This is a genomic window from Bordetella sp. N, assembly GCF_001433395.1.
GTDB lineage: Bacteria > Pseudomonadota > Gammaproteobacteria > Burkholderiales > Burkholderiaceae_B > Bordetella_C.
Genome location: NZ_CP013111.1, coordinates 5,879,724 through 5,902,695, shown reverse-complemented (window position 1 = coordinate 5,902,695; position 22,972 = coordinate 5,879,724). Strand labels below are relative to the sequence as shown.

The 22,972-nt window shown below is 66.9% G+C and carries 18 protein-coding genes; 5 read left to right on the top strand and 13 right to left on the bottom strand.

Annotated features, from left to right (window positions below; genetic code table 11):
* Positions 1-48 precede the first annotated feature (48 nt).
* From ASB57_RS25515 to apbC, 3 genes are read right to left on the bottom strand one after another with little or no spacing between them, the layout of a single operon-like run.
* On the bottom strand, positions 49-3,918 hold the full coding sequence (locus tag ASB57_RS25515; RefSeq protein WP_057654708.1) for a translocation/assembly module TamB domain-containing protein: 3,870 nt from the start codon (positions 3,916-3,918) through the stop codon (positions 49-51).
* Complete coding sequence (locus ASB57_RS25510) at positions 3,915-5,795, bottom strand: autotransporter assembly complex family protein (protein ID WP_057654707.1); 1,881 nt, start codon at positions 5,793-5,795, stop codon at positions 3,915-3,917. The genes ASB57_RS25515 and ASB57_RS25510 overlap by 4 nt, the downstream gene beginning before the upstream one ends.
* 3 nt (positions 5,796-5,798) lie before the next feature.
* Positions 5,799-6,884 (bottom strand): iron-sulfur cluster carrier protein ApbC, encoded by a 1,086-nt coding sequence (gene apbC, locus ASB57_RS25505; protein WP_057654706.1) that lies wholly within the window; start codon positions 6,882-6,884, stop codon positions 5,799-5,801.
* Positions 6,885-7,055: 171 nt separating this feature from the next.
* Between apbC and ASB57_RS25500 the strand changes: the two genes are divergently transcribed.
* Positions 7,056-7,340 (top strand): hypothetical protein, encoded by a 285-nt coding sequence (locus ASB57_RS25500; RefSeq protein WP_057654705.1) that lies wholly within the window; start codon positions 7,056-7,058, stop codon positions 7,338-7,340.
* Positions 7,341-7,479: 139 nt separating this feature from the next.
* Positions 7,480-9,624 carry a methionine--tRNA ligase gene (gene metG, locus ASB57_RS25495; RefSeq protein ID WP_057654704.1) on the top strand — a complete coding sequence of 715 codons (2,145 nt, stop codon included), beginning with the start codon at positions 7,480-7,482 and terminating at the stop codon, positions 9,622-9,624.
* Positions 9,625-9,851: 227 nt separating this feature from the next.
* Here the strand turns inward: metG and ASB57_RS25490 are convergent, their stop codons facing one another.
* The 4 genes from ASB57_RS25490 to ASB57_RS25475 all read right to left on the bottom strand — a co-directional run bounded on the left by ASB57_RS25490 (position 9,852) and on the right by ASB57_RS25475 (position 13,041).
* Positions 9,852-10,628 carry a 5'-methylthioadenosine/adenosylhomocysteine nucleosidase gene (locus ASB57_RS25490; protein ID WP_057654702.1) on the bottom strand — a complete coding sequence of 259 codons (777 nt, stop codon included), beginning with the start codon at positions 10,626-10,628 and terminating at the stop codon, positions 9,852-9,854.
* The gene (locus ASB57_RS25485) at positions 10,625-11,410 is read right to left on the bottom strand and encodes a sulfurtransferase (RefSeq protein ID WP_057656441.1); all 786 of its coding nucleotides are present in this window, start codon (positions 11,408-11,410) and stop codon (positions 10,625-10,627) included. The genes ASB57_RS25490 and ASB57_RS25485 overlap by 4 nt, the downstream gene beginning before the upstream one ends.
* A 41-nt stretch (positions 11,411-11,451) precedes the next feature.
* On the bottom strand, positions 11,452-12,288 hold the full coding sequence (locus ASB57_RS25480; RefSeq protein WP_057654701.1) for an META and DUF4377 domain-containing protein: 837 nt from the start codon (positions 12,286-12,288) through the stop codon (positions 11,452-11,454).
* Positions 12,289-12,486: 198 nt separating this feature from the next.
* The gene (locus ASB57_RS25475) at positions 12,487-13,041 is read right to left on the bottom strand and encodes an META domain-containing protein (RefSeq protein ID WP_057654700.1); all 555 of its coding nucleotides are present in this window, start codon (positions 13,039-13,041) and stop codon (positions 12,487-12,489) included.
* A 156-nt stretch (positions 13,042-13,197) separates the two neighbouring features.
* Here ASB57_RS25475 and ASB57_RS25470 point away from each other — a divergent pair, with 156 nt between their 5' ends.
* The gene (locus ASB57_RS25470; protein ID WP_057654699.1) at positions 13,198-13,494 is read left to right on the top strand and encodes an antibiotic biosynthesis monooxygenase; all 297 of its coding nucleotides are present in this window, start codon (positions 13,198-13,200) and stop codon (positions 13,492-13,494) included.
* A 16-nt stretch (positions 13,495-13,510) separates the two neighbouring features.
* On the opposite strand, the gene ASB57_RS25465 is transcribed toward ASB57_RS25470, so the two are convergent.
* Complete coding sequence (locus ASB57_RS25465; protein ID WP_231755251.1) at positions 13,511-13,966, bottom strand: GNAT family N-acetyltransferase; 456 nt, start codon at positions 13,964-13,966, stop codon at positions 13,511-13,513.
* A gap of 327 nt (positions 13,967-14,293) precedes the next feature.
* Here ASB57_RS25465 and ASB57_RS25460 point away from each other — a divergent pair, with 327 nt between their 5' ends.
* Positions 14,294-15,091, top strand: coding sequence for a hypothetical protein (locus tag ASB57_RS25460; protein ID WP_057654698.1), 798 nt, complete (start codon positions 14,294-14,296; stop codon positions 15,089-15,091).
* A gap of 93 nt (positions 15,092-15,184) precedes the next feature.
* The gene (locus ASB57_RS25455) at positions 15,185-16,684 is read left to right on the top strand and encodes a PLP-dependent aminotransferase family protein (protein WP_057654697.1); all 1,500 of its coding nucleotides are present in this window, start codon (positions 15,185-15,187) and stop codon (positions 16,682-16,684) included.
* Positions 16,685-16,691: 7 nt separating this feature from the next.
* Here the strand turns inward: ASB57_RS25455 and ASB57_RS25450 are convergent, their stop codons facing one another.
* The 5 genes from ASB57_RS25450 to ASB57_RS25430 all read right to left on the bottom strand — a co-directional run bounded on the left by ASB57_RS25450 (position 16,692) and on the right by ASB57_RS25430 (position 22,913).
* A complete protein-coding gene (locus ASB57_RS25450) occupies positions 16,692-18,002 on the bottom strand; it encodes an aspartate aminotransferase family protein (RefSeq protein ID WP_057656439.1) in 1,311 nt (436 codons plus the stop codon).
* Positions 18,003-18,052: 50 nt separating this feature from the next.
* The gene (locus ASB57_RS25445) at positions 18,053-19,198 is read right to left on the bottom strand and encodes a phosphotransferase (protein WP_082621834.1); all 1,146 of its coding nucleotides are present in this window, start codon (positions 19,196-19,198) and stop codon (positions 18,053-18,055) included.
* Positions 19,195-20,493 (bottom strand): ArgE/DapE family deacylase, encoded by a 1,299-nt coding sequence (locus ASB57_RS25440; RefSeq protein ID WP_057654696.1) that lies wholly within the window; start codon positions 20,491-20,493, stop codon positions 19,195-19,197. The genes ASB57_RS25445 and ASB57_RS25440 overlap by 4 nt, the downstream gene beginning before the upstream one ends.
* Before the next feature lie 335 nt (positions 20,494-20,828).
* Positions 20,829-22,151, bottom strand: a complete 1,323-nt coding sequence (locus ASB57_RS25435) for an ATP-binding protein (protein ID WP_057654695.1) — start codon at positions 22,149-22,151, stop codon at positions 20,829-20,831.
* 27 nt (positions 22,152-22,178) lie between these two features.
* Complete coding sequence (locus tag ASB57_RS25430) at positions 22,179-22,913, bottom strand: response regulator transcription factor (RefSeq protein WP_057654694.1); 735 nt, start codon at positions 22,911-22,913, stop codon at positions 22,179-22,181.
* Positions 22,914-22,972 lie beyond the last annotated feature (59 nt).

Here is a 22,972-nt window from a genome sequence, read left to right as displayed (position 1 = left end):
AAAAACCATTTCAGAGGGTATTGGGGGCGTATTTTACCGCCCGCCGCGTCAATCGCCCCAGAACGTCCGGTAAACCAGGGCCAGCCCGTTGACGGTGCCGCCCTTGACGTCCGCCGACCAGCGGCGCGACAGGCGGTAACTGGCGCGCCCCACCGTGCCGGCGCCGGACATTGCCTGTTCGATGCTGAGGGTGATGCCGCTGGCCAGGTTCTTGCTCGCCACCAGGAATTGCGTGGCCAGCGTGCTGTCGGAGTCGGCATTGACCTTGGTGGCCACCGTGTACTCCGGCAACAGGCTGCCCGACGAGCCGATGGTGCCGTTGCGTATGCCCACGTCGTCCAGCCCGAACTGCTTGTAGAAGGGCTCGCCCCCGCCCAGCAGCGCCGTGCCGATGGACAACAGCAAGGCCGTGTCGCTGCCGCTGGCGTCCGCCGCGCGGCCCAGGATCAGCCACGACAGCTTGTCCACGTCGCTGACGTCAGGATAGGAAATCAGGTCGATGCGGGGCCGTTGGGCCGTTCCCGACACCCGCACGCCGGCCTCGACCTGTTCACCCGTGCGCAAGGCTTCGATATCCAGCAGCGGGTTGTCGATGGCGCCCTGGAACGTAACGGTGCCGCGGCGCAATTGCAGGCGCTGGCCGTAGGCATCGATGCGCCCGCCATCCGTGGTCAGGCGACCGGTGCCGCTGAGCTTGCGATCCACGTAACGCACGCGCAGATTGCCGCGCAGGCCGGTGTCCAGGCCCATGCCGGTCAGGAAGAAGCGCGGGCCCATGTCGACATTCAGGTCCAGCGACAGCGCCATGGGCGAAGACTCATCGGCGGCCCCGGGCGGCTGGTCGCCCACGCGGTGCAGGCGCACGTCGTCGTCCAGCGACGGCACTTCGCTGAGCAGTTCGATGCTGGCCCAGCCGGCGTCGGCCTGCACGTTGCCGGTCACGTTCAGGCGCGGCAGCGCCGCATCGATGTCGATATTGCCCGACACCATGGCGAAGCGGTCGGTGCGCTGCAGGACGGGATAGCGGGACAGCGCCACGCGGATCTTGCCCTCGGACTTGGCCAGGTTCCAGTCGCCCTTGGCTTCGACATAACCATTCTTGGCGTCGGCATTCTTGGTCACCCAGTCGCGCGTGCGGCTGTCCTTGGGCAGCACCCGCAAGGTGGCGGGGAAACGCAGGCTGTCCAGGGTCAGGACGTCGTCGCGCAGGCGGGCCGACAGCGTGCCGTCCAGCAGGCGCACGCCGTCGTCGATGCGCACCACGCGCAGCTTCTGCCCGTTGATGCTGCCGTTGGCGCGCCAGGTGCCGTTGAGGGTGCCCTGCGCGTCGATATCGGCCTTGAGCGAACCGCCCAGTTCGGTCGCGTCGCCGATGAACAGGCCCAGCCAGGCCAGGTCGGCGATGTCGGCGTTCAGATTGACCCGCATGGCCTGGTTGGTCGCCAGGCCCATGGCGCCGTCCTTGCCGGTCACCAGCATGGCGCTGCCCTTGCCCGCGACGCGGCCCATCTTTTCGGTGGCGAGGTCCAGGGTGGCGTCCAGGCGGCTGCTGGAGGCCGAGACGCGGGTGGCGTTGACTTCCAGCAGCAGGGCCTTCAGGCCCAGGGGAATGGGGGGATCGCCGGGGATGCGCAGATCGCCACTGCGCCGCGCCAGGCGGATGCCGCCCGTCAGCGTGCCGGCGAATTTCAGGTCCCAGCTGGCGTCCAGGGCGATGCTGCGTTGGCCGCCGGGGATGCCGGCGTTGATCTTGGTCTGGCGCGACTGCGACTGGGTGGCGTTTTTCTCCAGCGCGGCGGGGTCGGTGGCGCGGATGACGCTGCCCACCAGCTTGGGGGTGAGCACGAAGTTGTCCATGCGGCCAGCGGTTTCCCAGCGGCCCGCGCCGCCGCGCGATCCCGCGTGGGCCAGGGTGAAGCGGTCACCGCTGGGCAGGCCCAGGCCGATGTTGGCCGCGCCCACCTGCCATTGCCAAGCCGGCGCCACCGCATGCGGCAGGTAGGAGACCGTGACCGGCTGCGGGATGTTCACCTGGAAGCCGGCATGGGACGCCTGCAGGCGCTGGATCGAGCCGCGCCAGCCGGTTAGCGGATTCGCGGCTTCGGCCGCCGGGGCCGATGCCGTAGCGTCGTTCGCTGCGGGCGCTACGGTCGTCCCGGGCGTGGCGGGCGTGGCGGCCGTCGTGGCCGCGGGGGCCGCGGGGGCCGCGGCGGCTGGCCGCGCGCCGGCCGGGGTGCCCCAGCCGCCTTCGATCACGAAGGACGCGTCGGCCTTGTCCTGGCCGAGCAGGCCGGGGCGGACGCGGGCAGGGGTGTAGCCGGCACTGAGCTCGATGCGATGCCGCGCGGGCGTGCCGGACAGTTTGCCCTTCGCCATGGCGCCGCCGGGCAGGCCCGGCCAGAAGGCGGCCAGCTCGGGCGCCTGCGCGTCCAGTGTGATGGCGCCGTCGGTGGGTCCGACCTTGCCGGCCGTGCGCACCCGGTTGCGTCCCAGTCGCAGGTCGACGTCGAAGCGATCCACCTGGATGCCCGCCACCGCGGCCGGCCAATCCGCCGCCGGATCCGTGCGTGCGCCGGTGGCCAGGTCTATCCTGACCGTGCCGCCCAAGGGCTGGCGATTCCAGCGGCTGCTGTCGGCTATGTCCAGGCCGACGATCGCATGACGCACCACGTACGCGTCGGTCAGCTCCAGGTCGACGTCCGCGTGCGTGGTCACCAGGGCCTGCGGCAGGTCACCGCCGACCAGCCGGCCGATGTCCAGACGGTCGGCAGCCAGTGTGCCGGTCAGGCGTTGTGCCGCGCCGTCCTCGGTGCGTTGGGCCTTCAGCGCCACGGTCGCGCCGGAGCGATCCGGCAGAACCAGCGCCAGGTCCACGCTGCGCGCGGGGAACGCGGCCAGCGGACTGAGCGCGGCGCGCAGGTCGATGTTCGTGTCAGCGCCTCGACCCGCCAGGGTCACGTTCAGATCGTTGAGGTCGCCCGCCGCATGCGCATCGATATTCACGACGCAGGCCGCCGGCACGCCCGCGGCAGCGGCAGCGGCAGCGGCAGCAGCGGCAGCAGCGGTCCGCTGGACCTCGGCGGGCGCCTCCGCGGCGCCCTTGGCGGCAGTGCCGTTCTTCGCATCCTTCGCGCTCTTGGCGGCAGCCGCCTTCTTATCGGCGCTCGCGCCCTTCCCGGCAGGCGCGGCCTTGCCCGCGGCCACCGCGGGCGCACGCAGCGCGTCCAGCTGCTTCAGGCATAGCGGCGAGTCCGCGCCCTGCCCGGTGGCCACGATCCGCAGGCCGACGTCCATGGGCCACGGCGCGGCAAGGCGGCTCACGCTGGCGTCGCCCTGCACGTCCAACTGCGCGACGTCATGGCCGACGTGCAGGCTTTCCAGATGCAGGCGCGCACCCTGCGCACCCGCCGTCAGGTTGGCGTTCAAATTCCCCAAGGTCACCGGCAGCATGGACTGGCCATCCCGCTCCAGTTCGAACTGCCCCACCGCCAGGCGTTGCACTTCAACGTCCACCGGCAGCGCGGGCAGCTCACCGCCCTCTTCCGCGTCGGCGGCCTTGCCCTCATCCGGCTGCGTGGTCAACGCCACCCGCAGGTGCGTCGCCGAAAGCTCCGGCACGACCAGGCGCCGATGCCACAAGGCCGGCCAGGTCACCGTCAACGCCAGGTCCTCGCCCTGTATATGCACCCCAGGCAGCTGCAAGTCCAACTGACCGATGCGCAAGCCGTGCCACAAGGAGCCCTGCACATTGTCGATGCGCGCATGCAGCTGCTCGGCCACCTTGTTCAGCAATACCCGCGTCCCTGCCGGCTTGGCAACCAGCCAGCCCAGCGCCGCCACCGCGATGGCGAGCAGCACCAACAGCCCCGGTACCCACCAGAGCAGGATGTGGCGCAGGAAACGGCCTAAGCGCCTCAAAACGCGATCCCCAGGGAAAAGCTCAGCTTCAATTTATGGTCGCGCTGGCCATAGGCCAGATCCAGGAACAAGGGCCCGGCAGGTGTCCGCACGCGCGCCCCGACGCCATACCCCAAGGCGATTTTCATATCGCCGAAGGATTGCGCCGCATCGCCGGCATCGATGAAGTAGGCCATGCCCCAGCGATCATCGAAGTAATGGTTGTATTCGACGCTGCCCACCAGCAAGGCCGGCGCGCCGACCACCGCATTGTTGCGGTCGGCACCGATGCTCAGATAGCTGTACCCGCGGATGCTGCGCGCGCCCCCGGTGCGAAAACCGAAATCGTCCGGCACCTGGGTATTGCGGCTGGCCCAGACCTTGCCGACTTCGCCGCGCACGGTCACCAGATCGCGCTCGCCCACCGGCCACCACTTCTGCCCGCGCAAACGCAGCCGGGTATAGGGGTCGCCGCTGTTCAGGGTCATGCCCGCCCCGGTGCCCAGCACCAGCAGGTTGCCTTCGCGAGGGTTGTACTTGCTGTCGACGTCGCGCCGCAGCCATTCCGCCGTGGCGGTCAGGGTCGGCAGGTTGTAGCTTTCGCCGCCGTCGATCTTGACGTGGTCATGCGCCGCGAGCAGGCCATAGCGCGTTTCATAATTGACGCGGCTGCCATCGCCCGCGCTGCTTTCCTTCAGCCGGGTGGCGCCCACGGCCAGACGCATCACGTTCAGGCCCTGGATGTCCGAGTGATCCGCCAGCAGGCCGATGCTGTCCTGGTTGCCGCGCGCATCCGGCGGCAAATGGAAGTCGGTATAGGCGCGCTGGCGCTTGCGGTCCAGGCCGAAGCCGGTCTCCAGGGTCAGCGGCTGACCGAACACGACCTGCTGCTGATACGTCATTTCCAGCCGCGGACCGACGTCGCTGTCCAGCCCGATCGAGGTGGAAAAGCGCTTCGGCGGCGCCTCGGTCAGGCGCACCAGCACCGGCAGCGTGACCTCGCCATTGCGGTCCACGGGCGGCGCCGCCGGACGCTGGGCCGCCGTCACGCGCGCGTCGCCCGCCGGTGTCGCGGCCGCGGCCTGGCGTGACGTCGCCGTCTGGTTGCTGGTATCCGACTCGGTGCCGCCCGGCTCCTGCAGGGACACGAAAGCGCCGCGGAAGAAGGCCGTCCGCTGCAAGGCCTGCTGCCAGGAGTTCAGCTTGTCCTGATCATAGGGCTCGCCCTTGTCGTAGCGCACATAGCGGCGCACCAGCTTGTCGGGCACCCGCTTCAAGCCTTCCACGCGCAGCTCGCCCAAACGGACCAGCGGCCCGCTGTCCACCACCACGCGCAGGCGCACGGTGGCGGCCTCGACGTCGACCTCGGCGCCGGAGTCCACCAGGCGCGCCAGCATGAAATCGTGAGTGCTGACTTCGTTCAGCACGTCCGACTTGGCCCGATTCCAATCGCTGTTGATGAAGGGCTTGCCCACCGGCAACAACCAGCGCTGACGCAGCTCCGCCACCCGTTTGGCGTAGGCGGCCTGCGTGATACGGCCTTTGAATTCGATGTCGACCGACGCTACTTTGGCTTGCGGGCCGGGGTCGACGTGGATCGTCCAGGTGTCGGCGCCCTTGGCGTCGTGGCCGGGCTCCAGCTCCACCTTGGCGCCGAAATAGCCTTGCGTGGACAAGGCCGACAGCGCGGCATCACGCGCGCGCCGGCGCAGGCGGGTGATTTCCCCGCCGTCCTGGTCCTCGGCCTGGCGCGCGATGGCCTCGACCGCGTCGTTGACCGCCTTTACCGTGGCGGGATCCGCCTTGCCCGCGTCGACGACGACCGCGGGCCTGGCGTACACCGTGGACGCCAGCAATAGCGACCACCCCAACAAAAGAAGGCGCGCGGATCGCCGCATTCGTCAGCTGGGTTGCACGACGACATTCGGGAACTTGCCTGCCATGTCGCGCGGCAACGCGGCAACGGCGGCGGCCACGCGGCGCGCGATGGCACGGTACAGGCCGGCTGCTTCGCCGTCCGGTTCCGCCACCACCGTGGGCCGGCCGGAATCCGTCTGTTCGCGGATACTCAGCGCCAGCGGCAGGCCGCCCAGCCATGACACGTCATATTGCTCGGCCATGCGCTGGCCGCCACCCTCGCCGAAGATGTGCTCGGCGTGACCGCACTCCGAGCAGATATGAATCGACATGTTCTCGACCACGCCCAGAATCGGCACTTCCACCTTCTGGAACATGCGCAAACCCTTGCGCGCGTCCAGCAGGGCCACATCCTGGGGCGTGGTGACGATGACGGCGCCGACGACCGGCACTTTCTGCGCCAGGGTCAACGCGATATCGCCCGTGCCCGGCGGCATGTCGACGATCAGATAATCCAGGCTGCGCCAGTTGGTCTGGCGCAGCAACTGCTCCAAAGCCTGGGTCACCATGGGGCCGCGCCAGATGGCTGGCGAGTCCTCGGCGATCAGGAAACCGATGGAGTTGGCCTGCAGGCCGTGGCCTTGCAGCGGCTCCATGGACTTGTTGTCCAGGCTGACCGGCTTGCCGGTGATGCCCAGCATGGTGGGCAGGCTGGGACCGTAGATATCGGCGTCGAGGATACCCACCTGGGCGCCCTCGGCGGCCAGCGCCAGCGCCAGGTTGACCGCCGTCGTGCTCTTGCCGACCCCGCCCTTGCCGGAGGCGACGGCAATGATGTTGGCGACGTTTTCCAGGGGCTTGAGCCCCCGCTGCACGGCGTGCGGCACGATCTTCCACGTCACCGACACCTGCGCGTCCGGCGCGCCGGCGTCAGCGAGTGCCTTGCCGACGGCGGCGCGCAGCTCCTGCTGCTGGGTGCGCGCGGGATAGCCCAGTTGCACCGCCACGCTGACGCGGCCGTTTTCCACCCGGATGTCGCGATCTTTTACAAAATCAGCGACCTTCGCACCCGTCAGAGGGTCCGTTACACCCACCAGGGCGGCTTTAATTTGTTCGTTTGTCAAACTCATGTCACTATATTCCCAACCGGCGTCGCGGTGATTCCCGCAGCCTTCTGGCTCCCGCCCTTCGGTTTCTGGCCTTGATCCCCAGCTTGGTGCCGGGTTGCAGGGCTACACATTGTCTTGCAAGGATAGCGGAATCCGCAGGAACATTTTGCCGTATCAGGCGTCTATAAGATCATGGATAACGCTCTTACCCGTCTCTTTCGCGCGCTAGCCGTAACGTTGCTGGCCCTCATCGGCGCGGCCATGGCCCTGATTTTCATGGTGTCCACCGGTATCGCGGTGGGCATCCTGTATCTCGTGGCCAAGGTGCGCAACAAGCCCTTCGGCGTGCGCGCTTACTGGCATCAACGCCAGGCTAACCGCGGTCCGGCCGGCCCCATGGGTCCCATGGGCCCTGGCGCGCCGTTCCCGCCCGTCCGTGCCGACGTCATCGACGTGGAAGCGCGCGAAGTTCGCTGATCCCCTGGCCGCGGCGCTGCCGCGGTTCTTCCGTCCCAGATCGGGGGCGATCCGACGAGCCGGTAAACTGGCTCTAAAATCGTTGGCTCTAAAATCGTGCCCTCGGTTTTTTCTCGGTTCACCCTAACGCCCACCGGTCATGTCACGCACCCTTTTCGTCACCACTGCCCTTCCCTACGCCAACGGACCTTTCCACATCGGCCATATGCTGGAGTACATCCAGGCCGACATCTGGGTACGTTTCCAGCGAATGCAGGGTGCGAAGGTGGATTTCGTCTGTGCCGATGACGCGCATGGCGCCGCCATCAGCATCGCGGCCGACAAGGAAGGCATCACGCCGCAGGCCTTCGTCGCCAAGATCGCGGCGGGCCGCGCCCAGTATCTGGACGGCTTCAATATCGTCTTCGACAACTGGCATTCCACCGACGCCCCGGAAAACCACCAGCTGGCCCAGGAAATCTATCGCGACCTGCGCTCGGCCGGCCTGATCGAGACGCGCAGCGTCGAGCAGTTCTACGACCCCGAAAAGCGCATGTTCCTGGCGGACCGCTTCATCAAGGGCGAGTGCCCCAACTGCCATTCCAAGGACCAGTACGGCGACAACTGCGAGGTCTGCGGCGCCGTCTACGCCCCCACCTCGCTGATCGAGCCCTATTCGGCGCTGTCCGGCGCCAAGCCGGAACTGCGCAGCTCCGACCATTTCTTCTTCAAGCTGTCGGACCTGCGCTGCGAAGCTTTTCTGCAGCAATGGACCGCCGCGCCCGGCCACGTCCAGCCCGAAGTGCAGAACAAGATTCGCGAGTGGCTCTACAAGGACGATGAGGGCAAGGGTGGCCTGGGCGACTGGGACATCAGCCGCGACGCGCCCTATTTCGGCATCGAGATCCCGGACGCGCCGGGCAAGTATTTCTACGTCTGGCTGGACGCGCCGGTGGGCTACCTGGCCTCGCTGAAGAACCTGCTGGACCGCCGTGGCGAGGACTACGCCGCCTACATGGCCCAACCGGGCCTGGAGCAGGTGCACTTCATCGGCAAGGACATCATCACCTTCCACACCTTGTTCTGGCCCGCCATGCTGTACTTCAGCGGCCGCAAGGCGCCGGATGCCATCTACGTGCACGGCCACCTTACCGTCAACGGCGAGAAGATGAGCAAGAGCCGCGGGACCGGCATCGATCCACTGCGCTATCTGTCGCTGGGCCTGAACCCCGAGCACCTGCGCTATTACCTGGCTGCCAAGCTGTCGGGCCGCAACGAAGACATCGATTTCAATTCCGAGGACTTCGCCGCGCGCGTGAATAGCGATCTGGTGGGCAAGTACATCAATATCGCCAGCCGTGCCGCGGGCTTCCTGTCCAAGCGCTTCGGTGGCCAATTGGCCGCCGCCGACGCCGATGGCGCCGCCCTGCTGCAAGTGCTGCAGGCTGCCGCGCCCGACATCGCCGCGCTGTACGAAGGCCGCGACACGTCGCGCGCCCTGCGCGACGTGATGGCCCTGGCCGACCGGGTCAACGAATATGTCGATCAGAACAAGCCCTGGGACCTGGCCAAGCAGCAAGGCATGGACGAGCGTCTGCAGGCGGTGTGCAGCACCTGCATCCAGGCCTTCCGGCTGCTGACCATTTATCTGAAGCCTGTTCTGCCCAAGCTGGCCGAGCGGGTCGAAGCCTTCCTGGCCGTGGCGCCCTTGCAGGCGACGGCCGCCGCTGAATTGCTGCCGGCGGGGCATGCGATTGCGCAGTATCAGCATCTGATGCAGCGCGTGGATCCGAAGCTGCTCGAACAGCTGTTCGATGCGCCGGCGCCGGCCGCGGTGGCGAACGCGGGGGCCGCTGGTGCAGCGGCTGCGGCGGGTGCGGCGAAGAAGGCTGATGTGGCGAATGTGGGCGCGGCGGGCGACGCGGCGACTGACGCGCCGGCGCCCGGCGGCGAACCGATCGCGGCCACCATCGGCATCGACGATTTCGCCAAGATCGATCTGCGCATCGCGCGCATCGTCAATTGCGAGGAAGTGGAAGGGTCGACCAAGCTGCTGCGCCTGACCCTGGACGTCGGCGAAGGACGTCACCGGAACGTGTTCTCCGGCATCAAGTCGGCCTATAAGCCGGCCGATCTGGTCGGGAAGCTCACCGTGCTGGTGGCCAACCTGGCGCCCCGCAAGATGAAGTTCGGCGTTTCCGAAGGCATGGTGCTGGCCGCCAGCCACGCGGATGACAAGGCCAATGGCGGCATCTACGTGCTGGAACCCTGGCCCGGCGCGCAGCCCGGCATGCGGGTCCGCTAAGCGTTCTCCCACGCACACCGTGGAATGAAAAAAGGGGCTCCCACTAAAGTGGGAGCCCCTTTGCATTTGGGGGCCTTCACGTCCGCTGGACCAGGGGCTGTCGGGCCAATTTACGGGGGCCTGATGCCGTGGCATCCCATTCAATGACTGGCCTTTTCACATCGACAGGCGAGGATCCCACTTCAGTGGGATCCTCGTTTCACCTTCTGTGCAAGAAAGCAGGCGCTTCACAGCGCGGCGATGAACCTTCCTATGATTCCGGCTGAGTAGAAGCTCGCCACTTCGTGCAGGAACGCCTTGAAGTCCACTGGCGCGGCGGCGTCGGCGCGGTCGGAGACGGTGCGCAGCACCGCGCACGGCACGCCATACTCATGGCATACCTGCGCCACCGCGGCACCTTCCATCTCGACGCACAAGGTGGCGGGCAGGTCCCCCGCCAGACGCCGCGCCACCTCGGCGGCGCCGATGAACTGATCCCCGCTGGCGATCTCACCCCGATGCAACACAGGTGTCGCGATGCCGAAGCGCGCACGCGTGGCTGCGTCGACCTGATGCGGCAGGTCCAGCTCCAGGAAATCCGCCGCGCATCCCGCCAGCACGTCATTCAAGCCGGCGTCCGTGGCGAAGCGCGCCTGCGCCAGCAAAGGCACCTCGAATCGGGGAAACAAGGGCCGCGCATCCAGGTCGTGCTGCACCAGGGTTTCGGCGACCACCACGTCGCCCACGCGCACCCCGTCGGCGATACCGCCCGCCAGGCCGGCGAACAGGACGTGGGACACACCGAATTCGCGGATCAGCGTGACGGCCGTGGCGGCTGCCGCCACCTTGCCCACACGCGCCAGCACGACCACACAGGGCCGTCCCGACAGCTGACCCACGTAATAATCCCGCATGCCGATGGTGCGCCGTTCGGCGGCCGGCCCCATGCGCGTCAGCAGATCGGCGATCTCGTCGTGCAAGGCCGCCAGGATGCCCAGGGGCGCGGCATCGCGCGCGCCGGTCATTCGTCGCCCTCCGGCGCCAGGTCGGCGCCCAAGGTGTCGCGGCCGTCGAAGACGAAACAGCGACCCTTGAAGCCCGGTCCTCCGGTTTCCTCGAAATACTTGAGAATGCCGCCTTCCAGCTGGTAGACGTTCTCCACGCCCACGTCCTGCATGTACAGGGCCGCCTTTTCGCAGCGGATGCCGCCGGTGCAGAAGCTCACCACCGTCTTGCCGGCCAGTTCATCGCGATGTTGCAGCAGCGCATCCGGAAACTGCGTGAAGCGCTGGATGCGCCAGTCGATGGCGTTTTCGAAGGTGCCCGCATCGACCTCGAAATCGTTGCGGGTATCCAGCATGACCACCGGCCTGCCGGCATCGTCCACGCCGGCCGCCAGCCAGGCGGCCAGGGTGTGGGCGTCGACGCTGGGCGCGCGCCGGTCTTCCGGCCGGATGGCGGGATGATTCATGCGGATGATTTCGTTCTTCAGCTTGACCAGCAATTTTCCGAAGGGGATGGTGTCGCTGTGGCTGACCTTCACTTCCAGGTCGGCAAAACGCGGATCGGCGCGCAACTGCCCAAGAAAAGCGGCGATGCCCTGCTCCGGCCCCGCCAGGAACAGGTTGATACCTTCGGTCGCCAGCAGGACCGTGCCCTTGAGCCCGCCCTCTTCGGCCCAGGCCCGGATGCGCGGCCGCAGTTCGTCCCGGTCTTCGATGGTGACGAATTTATAGGCGGCGATGTTGACCACCGCACCTTGCGCGGCGGGCACACCTTCTTCTTGATTCACTTCAACTACCGACATGTTCAACGCTCAATCTCAATGACCAATCTCAATACCCGGTCTCAATGCCCGACCACGCGCTGCTCAATCACGCTTTCCAAGGTCCACTGCACCGCCGGCATGTCCGGCGGCGGATTCAGCACGGGCGTCTCGTGCACGCGCAGCCGATAGATGCTGCCCGGCTGGTACTGGAAGCCGTTGATGTCGCCGTACCAGTACTGCCACGGCTGATTGTCGCTGTCGCGCACCTGATAGCAGGTGGTCCGCAGCACGCCGGCGTCGCACGGCACGCGTTGGGAATTGACGTACACCAGCTTGGTCGCCCCGTTGCTGCCGCCCATGACGGGGTCGATGCGGCGCTCGAAATTCAGGATGTCGCCGTTGGCCAGCGCCAGACTCATCAGCCGTGGATTGCCATAGTTGTCCACCGACGTCCCCGTAATGCGGATCAGGCCGGCCAGGAAATCACGTTCCAGCGGCGCACGATCGGCCGGCGCGCAGGCCATGCGGGTGGCGGCCGGATCGGACGTCAGGATCAGGGTCTGGGTGCTCGACACCGTGTAGCTGCTGGTGAAGGTATTGCAGCCCGCGAACCCCGTCACACGCGGCTCGGCGCCCTCGCGGGTGAAGGTGATGGTGATGGGGCGATTACGCGGGTCGTTGGTGGGCACCGGACGCAAGGCCCCGCCGGGATGCGTCCAGCGCACCAGGGTCCAACTGGTCTGGGCCAGGAAATCATTGCCGTTGGCGGGCTGGAAAACCGGCGAATTCGCACTGGCGCGCCAGGCGGACTGGCTGGTGCAGCCGGCCAGGGCCAGGCTGGCCAGCACCGCGGCGCCAAACAAGGCGCTCAAGCGGCGGCCACGACGCAGGGGGACCCGATCGCGGGTATGAAGCATGGGCGTTACTCCTGATGCGGATATCGCAAGGGCCTCGTCACGGGGGACGGCCCCTGATGCAGTAAAAACGGCGGCAAAGCACGGACGGACCGCCCGTGCGCAAAGCGCTATTTTAGGCGCGCGCCGCCGCCGCGACGGCGCGCCTGACAAAGCGATACCGATCATGATGCTTAAGGGCGGATCGTGCAGATTTCCGCGTCAGAGGCGGGTGGGAGCGTCCTCGCCGCGCTTGAACGTCATGACGCCCCCTTCCTGCATGTTCAGGGTCATCTTGCGCGGCGCGCCGGCGGCGTCCAGGGTGAAGGTGGAGATGCGGCCCAGGGCCTTCAAATAAGCGGTTTCGAACCCGGCCAACTGCTCCGACGGGCAGCCCATGCGGGTGGCGGCCGGCACGGTAATGCTCAGTTTGCCGCCTTCCAGCCGGTAGTTGCCCATGTAGCGATTGCAGCCGGAGAACCCCGCGACGCGATAGTCCTTGCCCTTGTGGGCCAGGAAAGCCAGGCCGACCGGCGGGTTGCCATTGTTACCAGGCACGGCCATGGCGCTGCCATTGGCGTCGGTCCAGCTGACCAGTTCCCAGGTGGTTTCGGCCAGGGAATCCGACGTGGTGGCGGCCTGCGCCGCTGCCGCGCCTTCTGCCTTGGCATGGCCGGTGGTCGTGGAGCAACCCGACAGGATGACGGCGAAGGCAAGGGCACCGGCGGCGGCGCTATAGGCGGCGGCCAGGCGGCGCGGCGGGAAGGGGAACGACATCACGATTTCTCCTGTAGCAATGAAACGAGCGCAAAAAGCACTCCCATTGTAGGCAAGCTGTCCCCGCAAGGCGCGCGCCTGCCCCGGCAGGCGTAAGATGCTCCGGCGCGGCCCGGCGCCGCGGCCCCACCACCATTCATAAAAAAGGAAGACCGCATGTTTACGGAAATCGCCCAGATCGAAATCAAGGATGGCAGCAATGCCGCGTTCGAAGCCGGCGTGGCCAAGGCCAAGCCCCTGTTCCTGCGCGCCAAGGGTTGCAAAGGCGTAACGTTGCACAAGTCAGTGGAGCATCCCACCCGCTACCGTCTTTACGTGCTGTGGGAAACGGTGGAGAACCATATGGTCGATTTCCGCGAGTCCGCGGACTTCCAGGAATGGCGCACCCTGGTGAGCAGCCATTTCGCCCAGCCGCCGCAGGTCGAACATACCGTCGACGTGAAGCTGGGCTGAGCGCACGGGGGAGCGCTCAAGCTCCCCCCGCCTTCCATCGCATCACATATTCCAGGCCGTTATCGCTGTCCCGCTCGATCACGAAACCCAGGCGCTCGTAGAGCCGCCGCGCCGGGTTGGTCTTGAGGACATGCAGCACCACTGAACGACCCTCGGCCCCGGCACGATCGAGCAGGCGGCGGATCAACGCCGCGCCCCAACCCTGGCCTTGCCGCGCCGGCGCGATCTGCACCTGTACCAGCATCCACGCATCTTCCATGGGATGCGTCTTGAACAGGCCGATGAATTCATCGCCGAGATACGCCAGCCGCGCGTCTTCCAATCGGTATTCAACGCGCGCCAGCAGGCTCGCTTCATCATCCGGCGCACCGGCGCTGCGCAAATGCGCCAGCATGGTGGCGCGCCGAAGATCCATCAGCAAGGGCACATCCGCCTGCGTCGCCTGACGCAGCGTCAACGCCTCCGCGTCCACGGCGGCCGTATCGACAGTCCCCGCAACAGCGCTGGCCGATGCGATCTCATACTTTGGTCTACATCCACTCACTACATATCTCCATCGTTCGAATTAAACCTATACGCCGACGCGCATATTACGGCTCAAAAACCGCTATCAGCCCGCTTCTGTCTCCATTTTTCACGCCGCATTACGTAGATCATGAAATCAAAACAGTCGTGCTCAAAAAGAAAGCGGTCTTTTGGCGCAGGTCTTTAGCATGACCTGCATCCGATGACGGCATGTATTGAGCATGCGTCAAAGGTGATTTGAGCACGATGGCTAGTGTCGGAGGACTCTCTCACCATGATCACCGAAATTGTCGATACCCAGTTTGCTGACATTCGCCTGCCCTGCGCGCATGACGGTAAGACTATCCAGGTCGCGATGGTGCCGCTCTGCGCGGCCATGCATCTCGACAGCGAGCAGGAACTGCGCCGCATTGCCCAGGACGAGGATCTGGGCAGCCATCTCAAGCCCTTGCCCTATGCCCCGCCCTTGAGCGACAGCAACGCCCTGCCGATGGGCGCGGTGGCGTTGTGGCTGCATCGGCTGGCGCAGCATACGACCGACACCGTACAGCGCCACCGTCTTGCGGTGCTTCAACAAGAAGGCTTCGTCACCTTGCTCGAACAGTGGAGCCTGCTCCTGCATAGCAACACCGCGAGCGATGACGTCGCCACCTTGAAGCGTCAGTTCAAGCGCATGCAGACGCAGATGGACGCCATGGACGTTTCCCTGCGGCAGGCGGAATCGTTTATCGAACGGGAAATCATCCGCGCGCAGCTGAGCCAGCTTTGCGCCTTCCCCGTCGGCCCGCGCAGCACGCAGTCGCCGGCGCTCGATCAGTTCTGGCGCGCGGTGTTCGCGCGCCTGATGGGGGGCGCGGAGATCAACCACGCACGCCGTTCGGACCGCTTCCTGGCCTTGAATTTCCGCCATCTGCGCGGCGTGCTGGGCGAGGAAGACAGCTCCCTGCACCTGACGCCGGAGCTGCGGAACGAGCTCAAGCGCAGCCGCTACCCGAATTTCCTGGGCGTGCGGGTGGTGAACAGCCGCATCTCGCGCAAGAGCCTGCGCTGCTGGGTGTTCAATCTGCATTGACGGTGACGTTGGCCGTGACGTTGACGCGGTCGGCTGGTGGCTATATCTTGGACGCACCCAAGGGACGTTCCATAGAGCCACTGCGCCGACATCATGAAAGAAGTCCTGCTATCCGATTTGCTGGCCGGCGCGCTCGACCGCGCATCAGAACACGCATTGCAGCGGCAGATCTACGACATCGTGCGGCGCTGCGTGCTGGATCACACGCTGCAGCCGGGCCAACGCCTGCCGTCCTCGCGCGCCTTGGCGGCTGACATCGGCGTCTCCCGCATCACCGTCACGCTGGCGTATGACAGGCTGATCGCAGAGAACTATCTGAGTTCGCGCGGCGGCAGCGGGACGTTTGTCGAGCGCACGGTCGAGCGCCCGTTGACGGCCGGATCGCCCGCCGCGCTGCAACGGCATCGGCCCGGCCTGTCGACGCGCGGCAGCGCCAACGGCAGCCGCCGCGGCGGCCTTGGCCAGCACACCGGCGCCTTCGTTCCCGGCATCGCCGACGCCGGCCTGTTCCCCTTCCACGTCTGGCGCAGGCTGGTGGCGCGCCATCTCAACAAGTCCGACTTGTCCCTGGCCGGCTATGCCAAGGATGGCGCCGGCTTCCTGCCCCTGCGCCAGGCCATTGCCAACTATCTGCGCATATCCCGTTCGGTCGTGTGCGAGCCCGCACAGGTGATCCTGACGGCGGGCACCCATCAATCGGTAGACCTGTGCGCGCGCCTGCTCACCGATCCCGGCGACGCGGCCCTGGTGGAAAGCCCCTGCCATTGGGCCTTTCCCCTGGTGCTTGACGCCGCCGGCCTGCGTGTACAGGCGGCCACGCTGGATGCACAAGGGCTGGCGTTGGCGGACACAGCCATGCCCCGCCGCGCGCGCATGGTCCTGACCAGTCCATCGCACCAATATCCCACCGGCGTGGTGATGCCCCTGGCGCGCCGCCTGGAATTGCTGCAGGCCGCGCGCACGGCGGGCCTGTGGGTCATCGAGGACGACTACGACAGCGAGTTCCGCTACGACGGCGCGCCCATTCCCTCGCTGCAAGGCTTGGATACCGACGGCCGCGTCATCTACATGGGCACGTTCAGCAAGACCATGTTCGCGGGCCTGCGCTTCAGCTACATCGTGGTCCCGCCGCATATCGCCGATGCCTGCGCGCAGGCCTGTGCCCGCCTGTACCGGCCTGGCCACCTGCATCTGCAGGCGGCGTTGGCGGACTTCATGAACGACGGCCATTTCGCGCAGAACATCAAGCGGATGCGGGTGGAGTATGGCGAACGGCAGCACCTGCTGCGCGAGGCCTTGCAAACGCGCGTCGGCGGGCTGGTCACCTTGTCCGAGGCGCGTTCGGGATTGCACGTCTACGCGCGGCTCGATCGCCGGGTGGCCGTCGCCCGCCTTGCCGCGGCGGCGGAGGAAGAAGACCTGGTGCTGGGCATTCCGCACTTCCTGCCCGAGCATGACACGAAGGACCGCAATGCGGTGGTGCTCGGTTATGGCGGCGTGCCGGCGGCGCGCATCGACGACGGCGTCGCCCGCTTCGCGCGGGCGCTGGACAAGGCTGTCGCGCCGGTACGGGCGCGCGGGGGCAGAGCCTGACGGCGGCTTACAGCTGCGCCAGCACCTTGTCCGCCGTATCCAGCAGGATGTCCGCGTGCTCGATGCCGAAAGGCAGTTGCGGCCGCAGCTTGAGGACGTTGCCGTGCAAGCCGGTGGCGCTGAGCAGCACGCGATTCTCACGCATCAGGTTGACGAAGCGATGCGTCGTTTCCTTGGCAGGCGTCTTGCTTTCCCGGTCGGACACCAGTTCCACGCCGATGAACAGGCCATCGCCGCGCACGTCGCCGATCCACGCGTGCCGCTCCGCCAGTTTGCGGAAGCCCTGACGCAGATACTCGCCGCTGCGCGCGGCGTTGGCCTGCAGCCCTTCGTCACGGATCACGTCCAGCACGGCCAGCGCGGCGGCGCAGGACACGGGATTGCCGCCGAAGGTGTTGAAGTAGCGTGCCTGGCGCCCGAATCGTTCGAGCACGTCAGGCCGCGCCACCATTGCCGCCACCGGATGGCCGTTGCCCATGGGCTTGCCCATGGTGACGATATCCGGTTCGAGCCCGTGCCGTTGAAACCCCCACATCGCGCTGCCGGTACGGGCAAAACCCGCCTGCACTTCGTCGGCAATGAACACGCCGCCGGCCGCGCGCATGGCCGCCACCGCCGGCGCCAGAAAGCCGGGCGGCTCGGTGTAGACGCCATCGCTCGAAAAAATCGTATCCACCAGCAAGGCCGCCGGCTGGATGCCATGGCGGCGCATGTCGTCGATGGCGGTCTGCACTTGCGCGGCGAACCAGGCGCCGAGGGTCGCGGGATTGCGCCGATAGCTGTCGGGCGCCGCCACCGTGCGCGTATCCAGGCCCAGCGGCACCGACTGCCCCAGCGACGGCGACACCGCGGACACCGCCGCCGTGACGCCGTGATAGGCCAGTTGCGTGACGATGACGCCGGTGCCGCCGGTATGGGCGCGCGCCACGCGCAGCGCCAGGTCGTTGGCCTCGCTGCCGGTGCAGGTGAAGATCACCTGCGACAAGGGCCTGGGCAGCGTGGCCAGCAGGCGTTCGGCGTAATCCAGCACGCCGTCATGCAGATAGCGCGTGTGGGTGTTGAGCGTGCCCGCCTGCTCGGCGATGGCCTGCACCACGCGCGGGTGGCTATGGCCCACGGACGCGACGTTGTTATAGGCATCCAGATAGCGCTCGCCGTTCGGCCCGTAGAGCCAGACCCCTTCGCCGCGCACGATGTGCAGGGGCTTGTCATAGAACAGGCGGTAGGCCGGGCCCAACAGGCGCTGGCGGCGCTCGATCATGGCGCGCTCGGTAGCCGGCAGCGCGGCGGCCGCGGCCGGATCGAAGGCATTGAGCATGGCGGGATCCTTGCCCCCTGCTTTCACTGCGTCGTTGCGAGTCTGATTGCTCATGCGGATTCTCCTCGTGTTTCCAGCCGTGCCGGCGCGGCGCCACGGCAGGCGCGCAGCACGATGTCTTGCGCCTGGCCTGGCGCCAGGGCGGCCAGGCGGGTCAGGCCGGTCCAGGCCAGACCGTTGTTGCGCAGGATGTAGTTGCGGTTTTCAGGGTGTTCTTTTGCCCGCCAGCCGGTGATGGCGACGGTGATAAGCAGGCGCGCCGCGATGATGTCCGGCAGCAGCACCAGTTCGTCTTCGCTCAAGGGTAGCGCGCGATGATAGGCCGCGATCAAGGTCGTAGCCGCCGGCGTCAGCGGATCGGCGGCGTCCTCCAATTGATAGGCCGCCGCCACGCCCAGGTCCTGCGCCAGCGGCGCCCGCACCATGTCGCCGAAATCGAGCAGCGCGGCGATCCGGTCGGCGTCGTCCTGGGCCACCATGACGTTGTACGCGTTCAGGTCGTTATGAATGACCTGGCGGCGTTGCAGGCGGCCAAGCGCGGGCCGCGTGTTTTCCAGGAAATGCGCCATCTGCCGTTCGGCCAGCGCGCGCCGGTCGGGGGCTTCGATCAAGCGCAGCAGCCTGGCCACGCTGCCCGCGTGCTGCAGATCCCACAGCAATTCATGGTCAGCCATGGGATGGTCGAAGCCGGCCAGGGCCAGATCGAAAGCGGCCAGGGCCTGCCCAAGCGCGACGCGCTGGGCGGGGGTGCGCCCGGCCTGCCACAGGGGCGTGCCGGCGACGAAATTGATCAGGCGGATGGCGCGCCGGACACCCGCCGGCCCTTCGTGCCAGTACACCCAGCTGCCGTCCCGCGTGGGATGGAGCTGGGGGATGGCCAAGCCGGCGTCGCCGCGCATCATGTACAGCTGGGCCTGGGTCTGGAAGTCCGTGACCCTGGGATCCTCGGCGGGATGCGTGGCCTTCAACACATAGGCGCGGCCGTCTTCGACGCGCAGCAGAAAGTTCTGGTCGCGCTCGCTGCTCAGCAACTGCGCGTCGACGCGCAGGCCGTAGACGTGCCAGGCGATGGCCACCACGTCGTCCAGCTGCAGGCGCGGCGGCTCCGCGGTGAAGACGCTCTGGGTGGCCGCCTCGTCCGAAGACGAAGCACCGCGGTCCGTTACCGGCACGGCGCCTTTAAATGGAAAGCTCATTCTTCACACGATTCCAGGCCGCACCATTCGGCGACGAACAGCGCGATGGTCTGCGTGACCTTGCGCACCGATTCCAGGTTGACCGCCTCGTCATAGCCGTGCGGCATGCGGCATTCCGGCCCGTAGACGATGGCCGGCGTGTCCGCGTACAGGCCATAGAAGCGCGCATCGGTGGCTGCCGACGTGGCGTACTCCTGCAAGGGCTCGCCGAACACGCGTTCGTGGCTGGCACGCAGCACGCCTTCGACTTCGTCGGCGTCCTTCAACTCGTAGCCTTCCGCCATGAAGCCGTGATAGATCACCTTGGGCGGATGTTGCGCCAGGAAGGGATCGCGCGCCGCCGCTTCGGCCACGAAGGCTTCGATCTCGGCGCGGGCGGCTTCCAGGCTCTGCCCCGGATAGACCGCCACCCGCATGTCGAAGGTGCACCACGCGGGCACGCTGGACGGCCAGTCGCCGCCGGCGATCTTGCCCAGATTGAAGCGGATGGGGTGCGGGTGATTGCAGAAATGCGTGTGCTCGTGCTTGCGGCCGTTCCAACGCTGTTCCAGTTCGTCCAGCGCCTGGATCAGGAAGATGGCCTTCTGGATGGCATTGGCGCCCGCGCCCGAGAACGCGGCCGACGCATGCTGGGGGTCGCCTTCGACCTGCACCTGGAACCACATCGGGCCGACCTGGGCGCGCATCAGCATGGGCAGCAGGGGTTCCGGGATGAAGGCCGCGTCGGCGCGATAGCCGCGTTGCAGGCAGGCCAGGGCGCCGTTGCCGGTGCATTCTTCTTCCACCACCGATTGAAGGTAGACGTCGGCGGCGGGTTGCAGGCCCAGGGTGCGCAGGGCATCGAGGGCCGTCATGCAGGCGATCAATCCGGATTTCATGTCGCCCGCGCCGCGGCCGTACATCCAGCCGTCGACGATGGCGGGGTCGTAGGGATCGCGGCTCCATTGCGCGCGGGGTCCGACCGGGACGACGTCGATATGGCCGTTGAGGATCAGCGAGCGGCCCTTGGCCGTGCGGGAGCGATGGGCACCGACCACGTTCCAGGCGTCGTCATAGGAGACGGCGACCGGCGAGAACCCTGGCATGCCGCGGATGGCGTCGACGTCGATGCGCCAGCGGTCCACGGCGTAGCCGCGGCGGGCGTATTGCGTCGCCATGAAATCCTGCGCGCGGGCTTCCTCGCCGCGTTGCGAGGGAATGCTGACCAGTTGCGCCAGCAGATCGGTCTGGGCGGCGAAGCCCTCGTCTACGGCCTGGACTATGCGGGTCTTGAGATCGTCGGTGAGTGTGGGCATGGCATCACGGGGTGGATGGGATGCCACATCATAGATTTGGCTGGTATTAATGGGGATAGCCAGTTGTGATCGCGTTATAAGGCCACTTTCCCCGCGACCCGCGGGGGGGTGTCGTCGCGCCTGCGGCGCGACGACGTTGCTGATGAGAGGGACGGGCCTCCGCTGGCGTCGCGGCGCCTTCGATGAAAGGCGGGCCGCCTGCGGCGCGGCTGTGCCTTGGATGAAGCGCTGATCGTTGTCGGCGCGGCGGCGCCTTCGATGAAGCGCGGACGCCTGCAGCGCGGCGGCATCCTCAATGAAGGCAGGGATGCGGTCGGCGCCTTCGGTGGTGGCCGTCAGGCCGAGCGGGGGGCGTCCAGGGGTAGGCGGATGCGGGCGCAGAGGCCGGCGGGGCGGCGGTTTTCGAGGGTCAGGCGGCCGCCGTGCGCGCGGACGATTTCGGCGACGATGGACAGGCCCAGGCCAACGCTGCCAGGACGCTGCGCGCGCGCCGGATCCAGGCGCACGAAAGGTTCGGTGACCTCTTCCAGCCGCTGCGCCGGGATTCCAGGACCGTCATCGCTGACCGTGATCAGCACCTCGTCGTTCTCGACGACAGCATCGACCACGACGTTATCCCCGTACGCCAGCGCATTCTCGATGAGATTGGCGCACGCACGCTGCATGGCATTGGGGCGGCAATACACCCGGATGTCGGCGCGGCCGTCATACCGGATCCGCGCCCCCGTTTCCTCGTATTCGTCGCATAGTGTGGACAACAAGGCGCCCACGTCCAGCCATTCCCCCGTTTCATTGTCCAGGCCACTGCTAAGGAAGGACAAAGCAGAGTCCACCATCGTCTGCATCAGCGTGATGTCGCGCAACAGGCGCGGCCGCATGGTGTCTTCACGGCCCGTTTCCACATGCAGCCGCATGCGCGTGAGCGGCGTGCGCAAGTCATGACTGATGGCGGCCAGCATGCGCGTGCGGCTCTGCACGAAACCGGCGATGCGTTCCTGCATGCGATTGAAAGCCTGCGCGGCACGCCGGACTTCCAACGGTCCCTGCAAAGCCAGGGGCTCGACCACGGCCACGTCGTGGGTGAAGGCATCCGCCTTCTCGGACAAGCGGCGCAAGGGCCGTATGACGCGCCATACGGCCCAGGTCGACATGGCCACCACGCCTATGCACAGAAACGCCAGCGCGGTAAGAAAAGGGAAGGTGAAGCGCAGCGGCATGCGGCTGACCCGGTCGGCGCGGATTTCCAGCACCCGGCCATCCAGCGGCACCAGGACCTGGAACTTGGACACCGACGATTCCGCGTCGCAGCCCAGCACCATCAAGGTGTCGGCGTTCTCGATATTGGCGCGCAGGATGTTTTCCATCTCCCGGGTGTCCAGGCTATGGCCCTCGCACGGGCGCGGAAAGTCCGCGAAGGTCAGCGACATGTTCTGCGTCTGCGCCGCCGCCATCGCCGCGGGCCGGTCGGCCACGCGCATCTTGCGCAGGACGTTGGCGACGGTGGCGATGCGATAGGCCTCGGGCCACGGCCAGGGCGGCGTCGGTGGCGATCCTATATAGGACAGAATCCCGGCGAACAGCACGAAGGTCGCCACCGAAGAACAGGCGATGATGGCCGACATCTGGCCCAGGGTAGTACTGAAAAAGCGGCGCAACATCGCCTTGTTCTCCTTTGTCGCGGCCGCTCAGGCAGCAGTGACTTCGTAATGAAGCGCGTAGCCATCGGCACGCACGGTACGTATGGGGTCTTCCAGCGGATCGTCGCCCGCCAGCTTGCGGCGCAAGCGGCTGACCAGCAAATCGATCGAGCGCACCGCCACCGGCGCGCCATCGCCACGCGTGAGGTTCAACAGCTCCTCGCGCGCCAGCACCTTGCGGGGATGCTGACAGAACACCAGCAGCAAATCGGTTTCGGCGCCGGTCAGCGGTATCCGCACGCCGGCCCGCGAGCGCAGATAACGATGCTGGGGAAAGAACGCGAAACCGGCGAACTTGTACGCCATGGCCGGTGCGATCGGACGACCGGTCCCGGCGCCCTCTTCGACAACAGGACGCCGCAACACGGCACGGATGCGAGCCAGCAACTCGCGCAGATCGAAGGGCTTGGACACATAGTCATCCGCGCCCAGCTCGAGCCCGACCACCTTGTCCGTGGGTTCGATCAGCGCGGTGACCATGATGATGCGGGGCCCCTGGGCCGCACCGGCGGCGCGCAAACGACGGCACAGCGCCAGGCCGTCTTCGCCCGGCAGCATGATGTCCAGCAGCACCAGGTCCACGGACGTGCGCGCCAGGCACGCCAGGGCCTCCTCGACACTCCCCGCTTGATGGGTGGAGTAGCCCTTGCCGTTCAGAAAGTCGGCAAGGGCTTCGCGGATTTCGATGTCGTCTTCGACGATGAGGATGTGGCTGGTGGTCACTGGCGCGTGGCTGAGGGGTGGGCGGTCAATCAGCGCGATTCTACGCTGGGAAAGGGCTG

Excerpts from the sequence above, each read along its gene's own strand:
- metG (WP_057654704.1), top strand. The coding sequence starts at position 7,480 with ATGTCACGCACCCTTTTCGTCACCACTGCCCTTCCCTACGCCAACGGA.
- ASB57_RS25490 (WP_057654702.1), bottom strand. The coding sequence starts at position 10,628 with ATGACCGGCGCGCGCGATGCCGCGCCCCTGGGCATCCTGGCGGCCTTG.
- ASB57_RS25510 (WP_057654707.1), bottom strand. The coding sequence starts at position 5,795 with ATGCGGCGATCCGCGCGCCTTCTTTTGTTGGGGTGGTCGCTATTGCTG.
- ASB57_RS25455 (WP_057654697.1), top strand. The coding sequence starts at position 15,185 with ATGAAAGAAGTCCTGCTATCCGATTTGCTGGCCGGCGCGCTCGACCGC.
- ASB57_RS25440 (WP_057654696.1), bottom strand. The coding sequence starts at position 20,493 with ATGCCCACACTCACCGACGATCTCAAGACCCGCATAGTCCAGGCCGTA.
- ASB57_RS25480 (WP_057654701.1), bottom strand. The coding sequence starts at position 12,288 with ATGCTTCATACCCGCGATCGGGTCCCCCTGCGTCGTGGCCGCCGCTTG.
- ASB57_RS25435 (WP_057654695.1), bottom strand. The coding sequence starts at position 22,151 with ATGTTGCGCCGCTTTTTCAGTACTACCCTGGGCCAGATGTCGGCCATC.
- ASB57_RS25460 (WP_057654698.1), top strand. The coding sequence starts at position 14,294 with ATGATCACCGAAATTGTCGATACCCAGTTTGCTGACATTCGCCTGCCC.
- ASB57_RS25445 (WP_082621834.1), bottom strand. The coding sequence starts at position 19,198 with ATGAGCTTTCCATTTAAAGGCGCCGTGCCGGTAACGGACCGCGGTGCT.
- ASB57_RS25485 (WP_057656441.1), bottom strand. The coding sequence starts at position 11,410 with ATGTCGGTAGTTGAAGTGAATCAAGAAGAAGGTGTGCCCGCCGCGCAA.
- ASB57_RS25470 (WP_057654699.1), top strand. The coding sequence starts at position 13,198 with ATGTTTACGGAAATCGCCCAGATCGAAATCAAGGATGGCAGCAATGCC.
- ASB57_RS25475 (WP_057654700.1), bottom strand. The coding sequence starts at position 13,041 with ATGTCGTTCCCCTTCCCGCCGCGCCGCCTGGCCGCCGCCTATAGCGCC.
- ASB57_RS25450 (WP_057656439.1), bottom strand. The coding sequence starts at position 18,002 with ATGCTCAATGCCTTCGATCCGGCCGCGGCCGCCGCGCTGCCGGCTACC.
- ASB57_RS25500 (WP_057654705.1), top strand. The coding sequence starts at position 7,056 with ATGGATAACGCTCTTACCCGTCTCTTTCGCGCGCTAGCCGTAACGTTG.
- apbC (WP_057654706.1), bottom strand. The coding sequence starts at position 6,884 with ATGAGTTTGACAAACGAACAAATTAAAGCCGCCCTGGTGGGTGTAACG.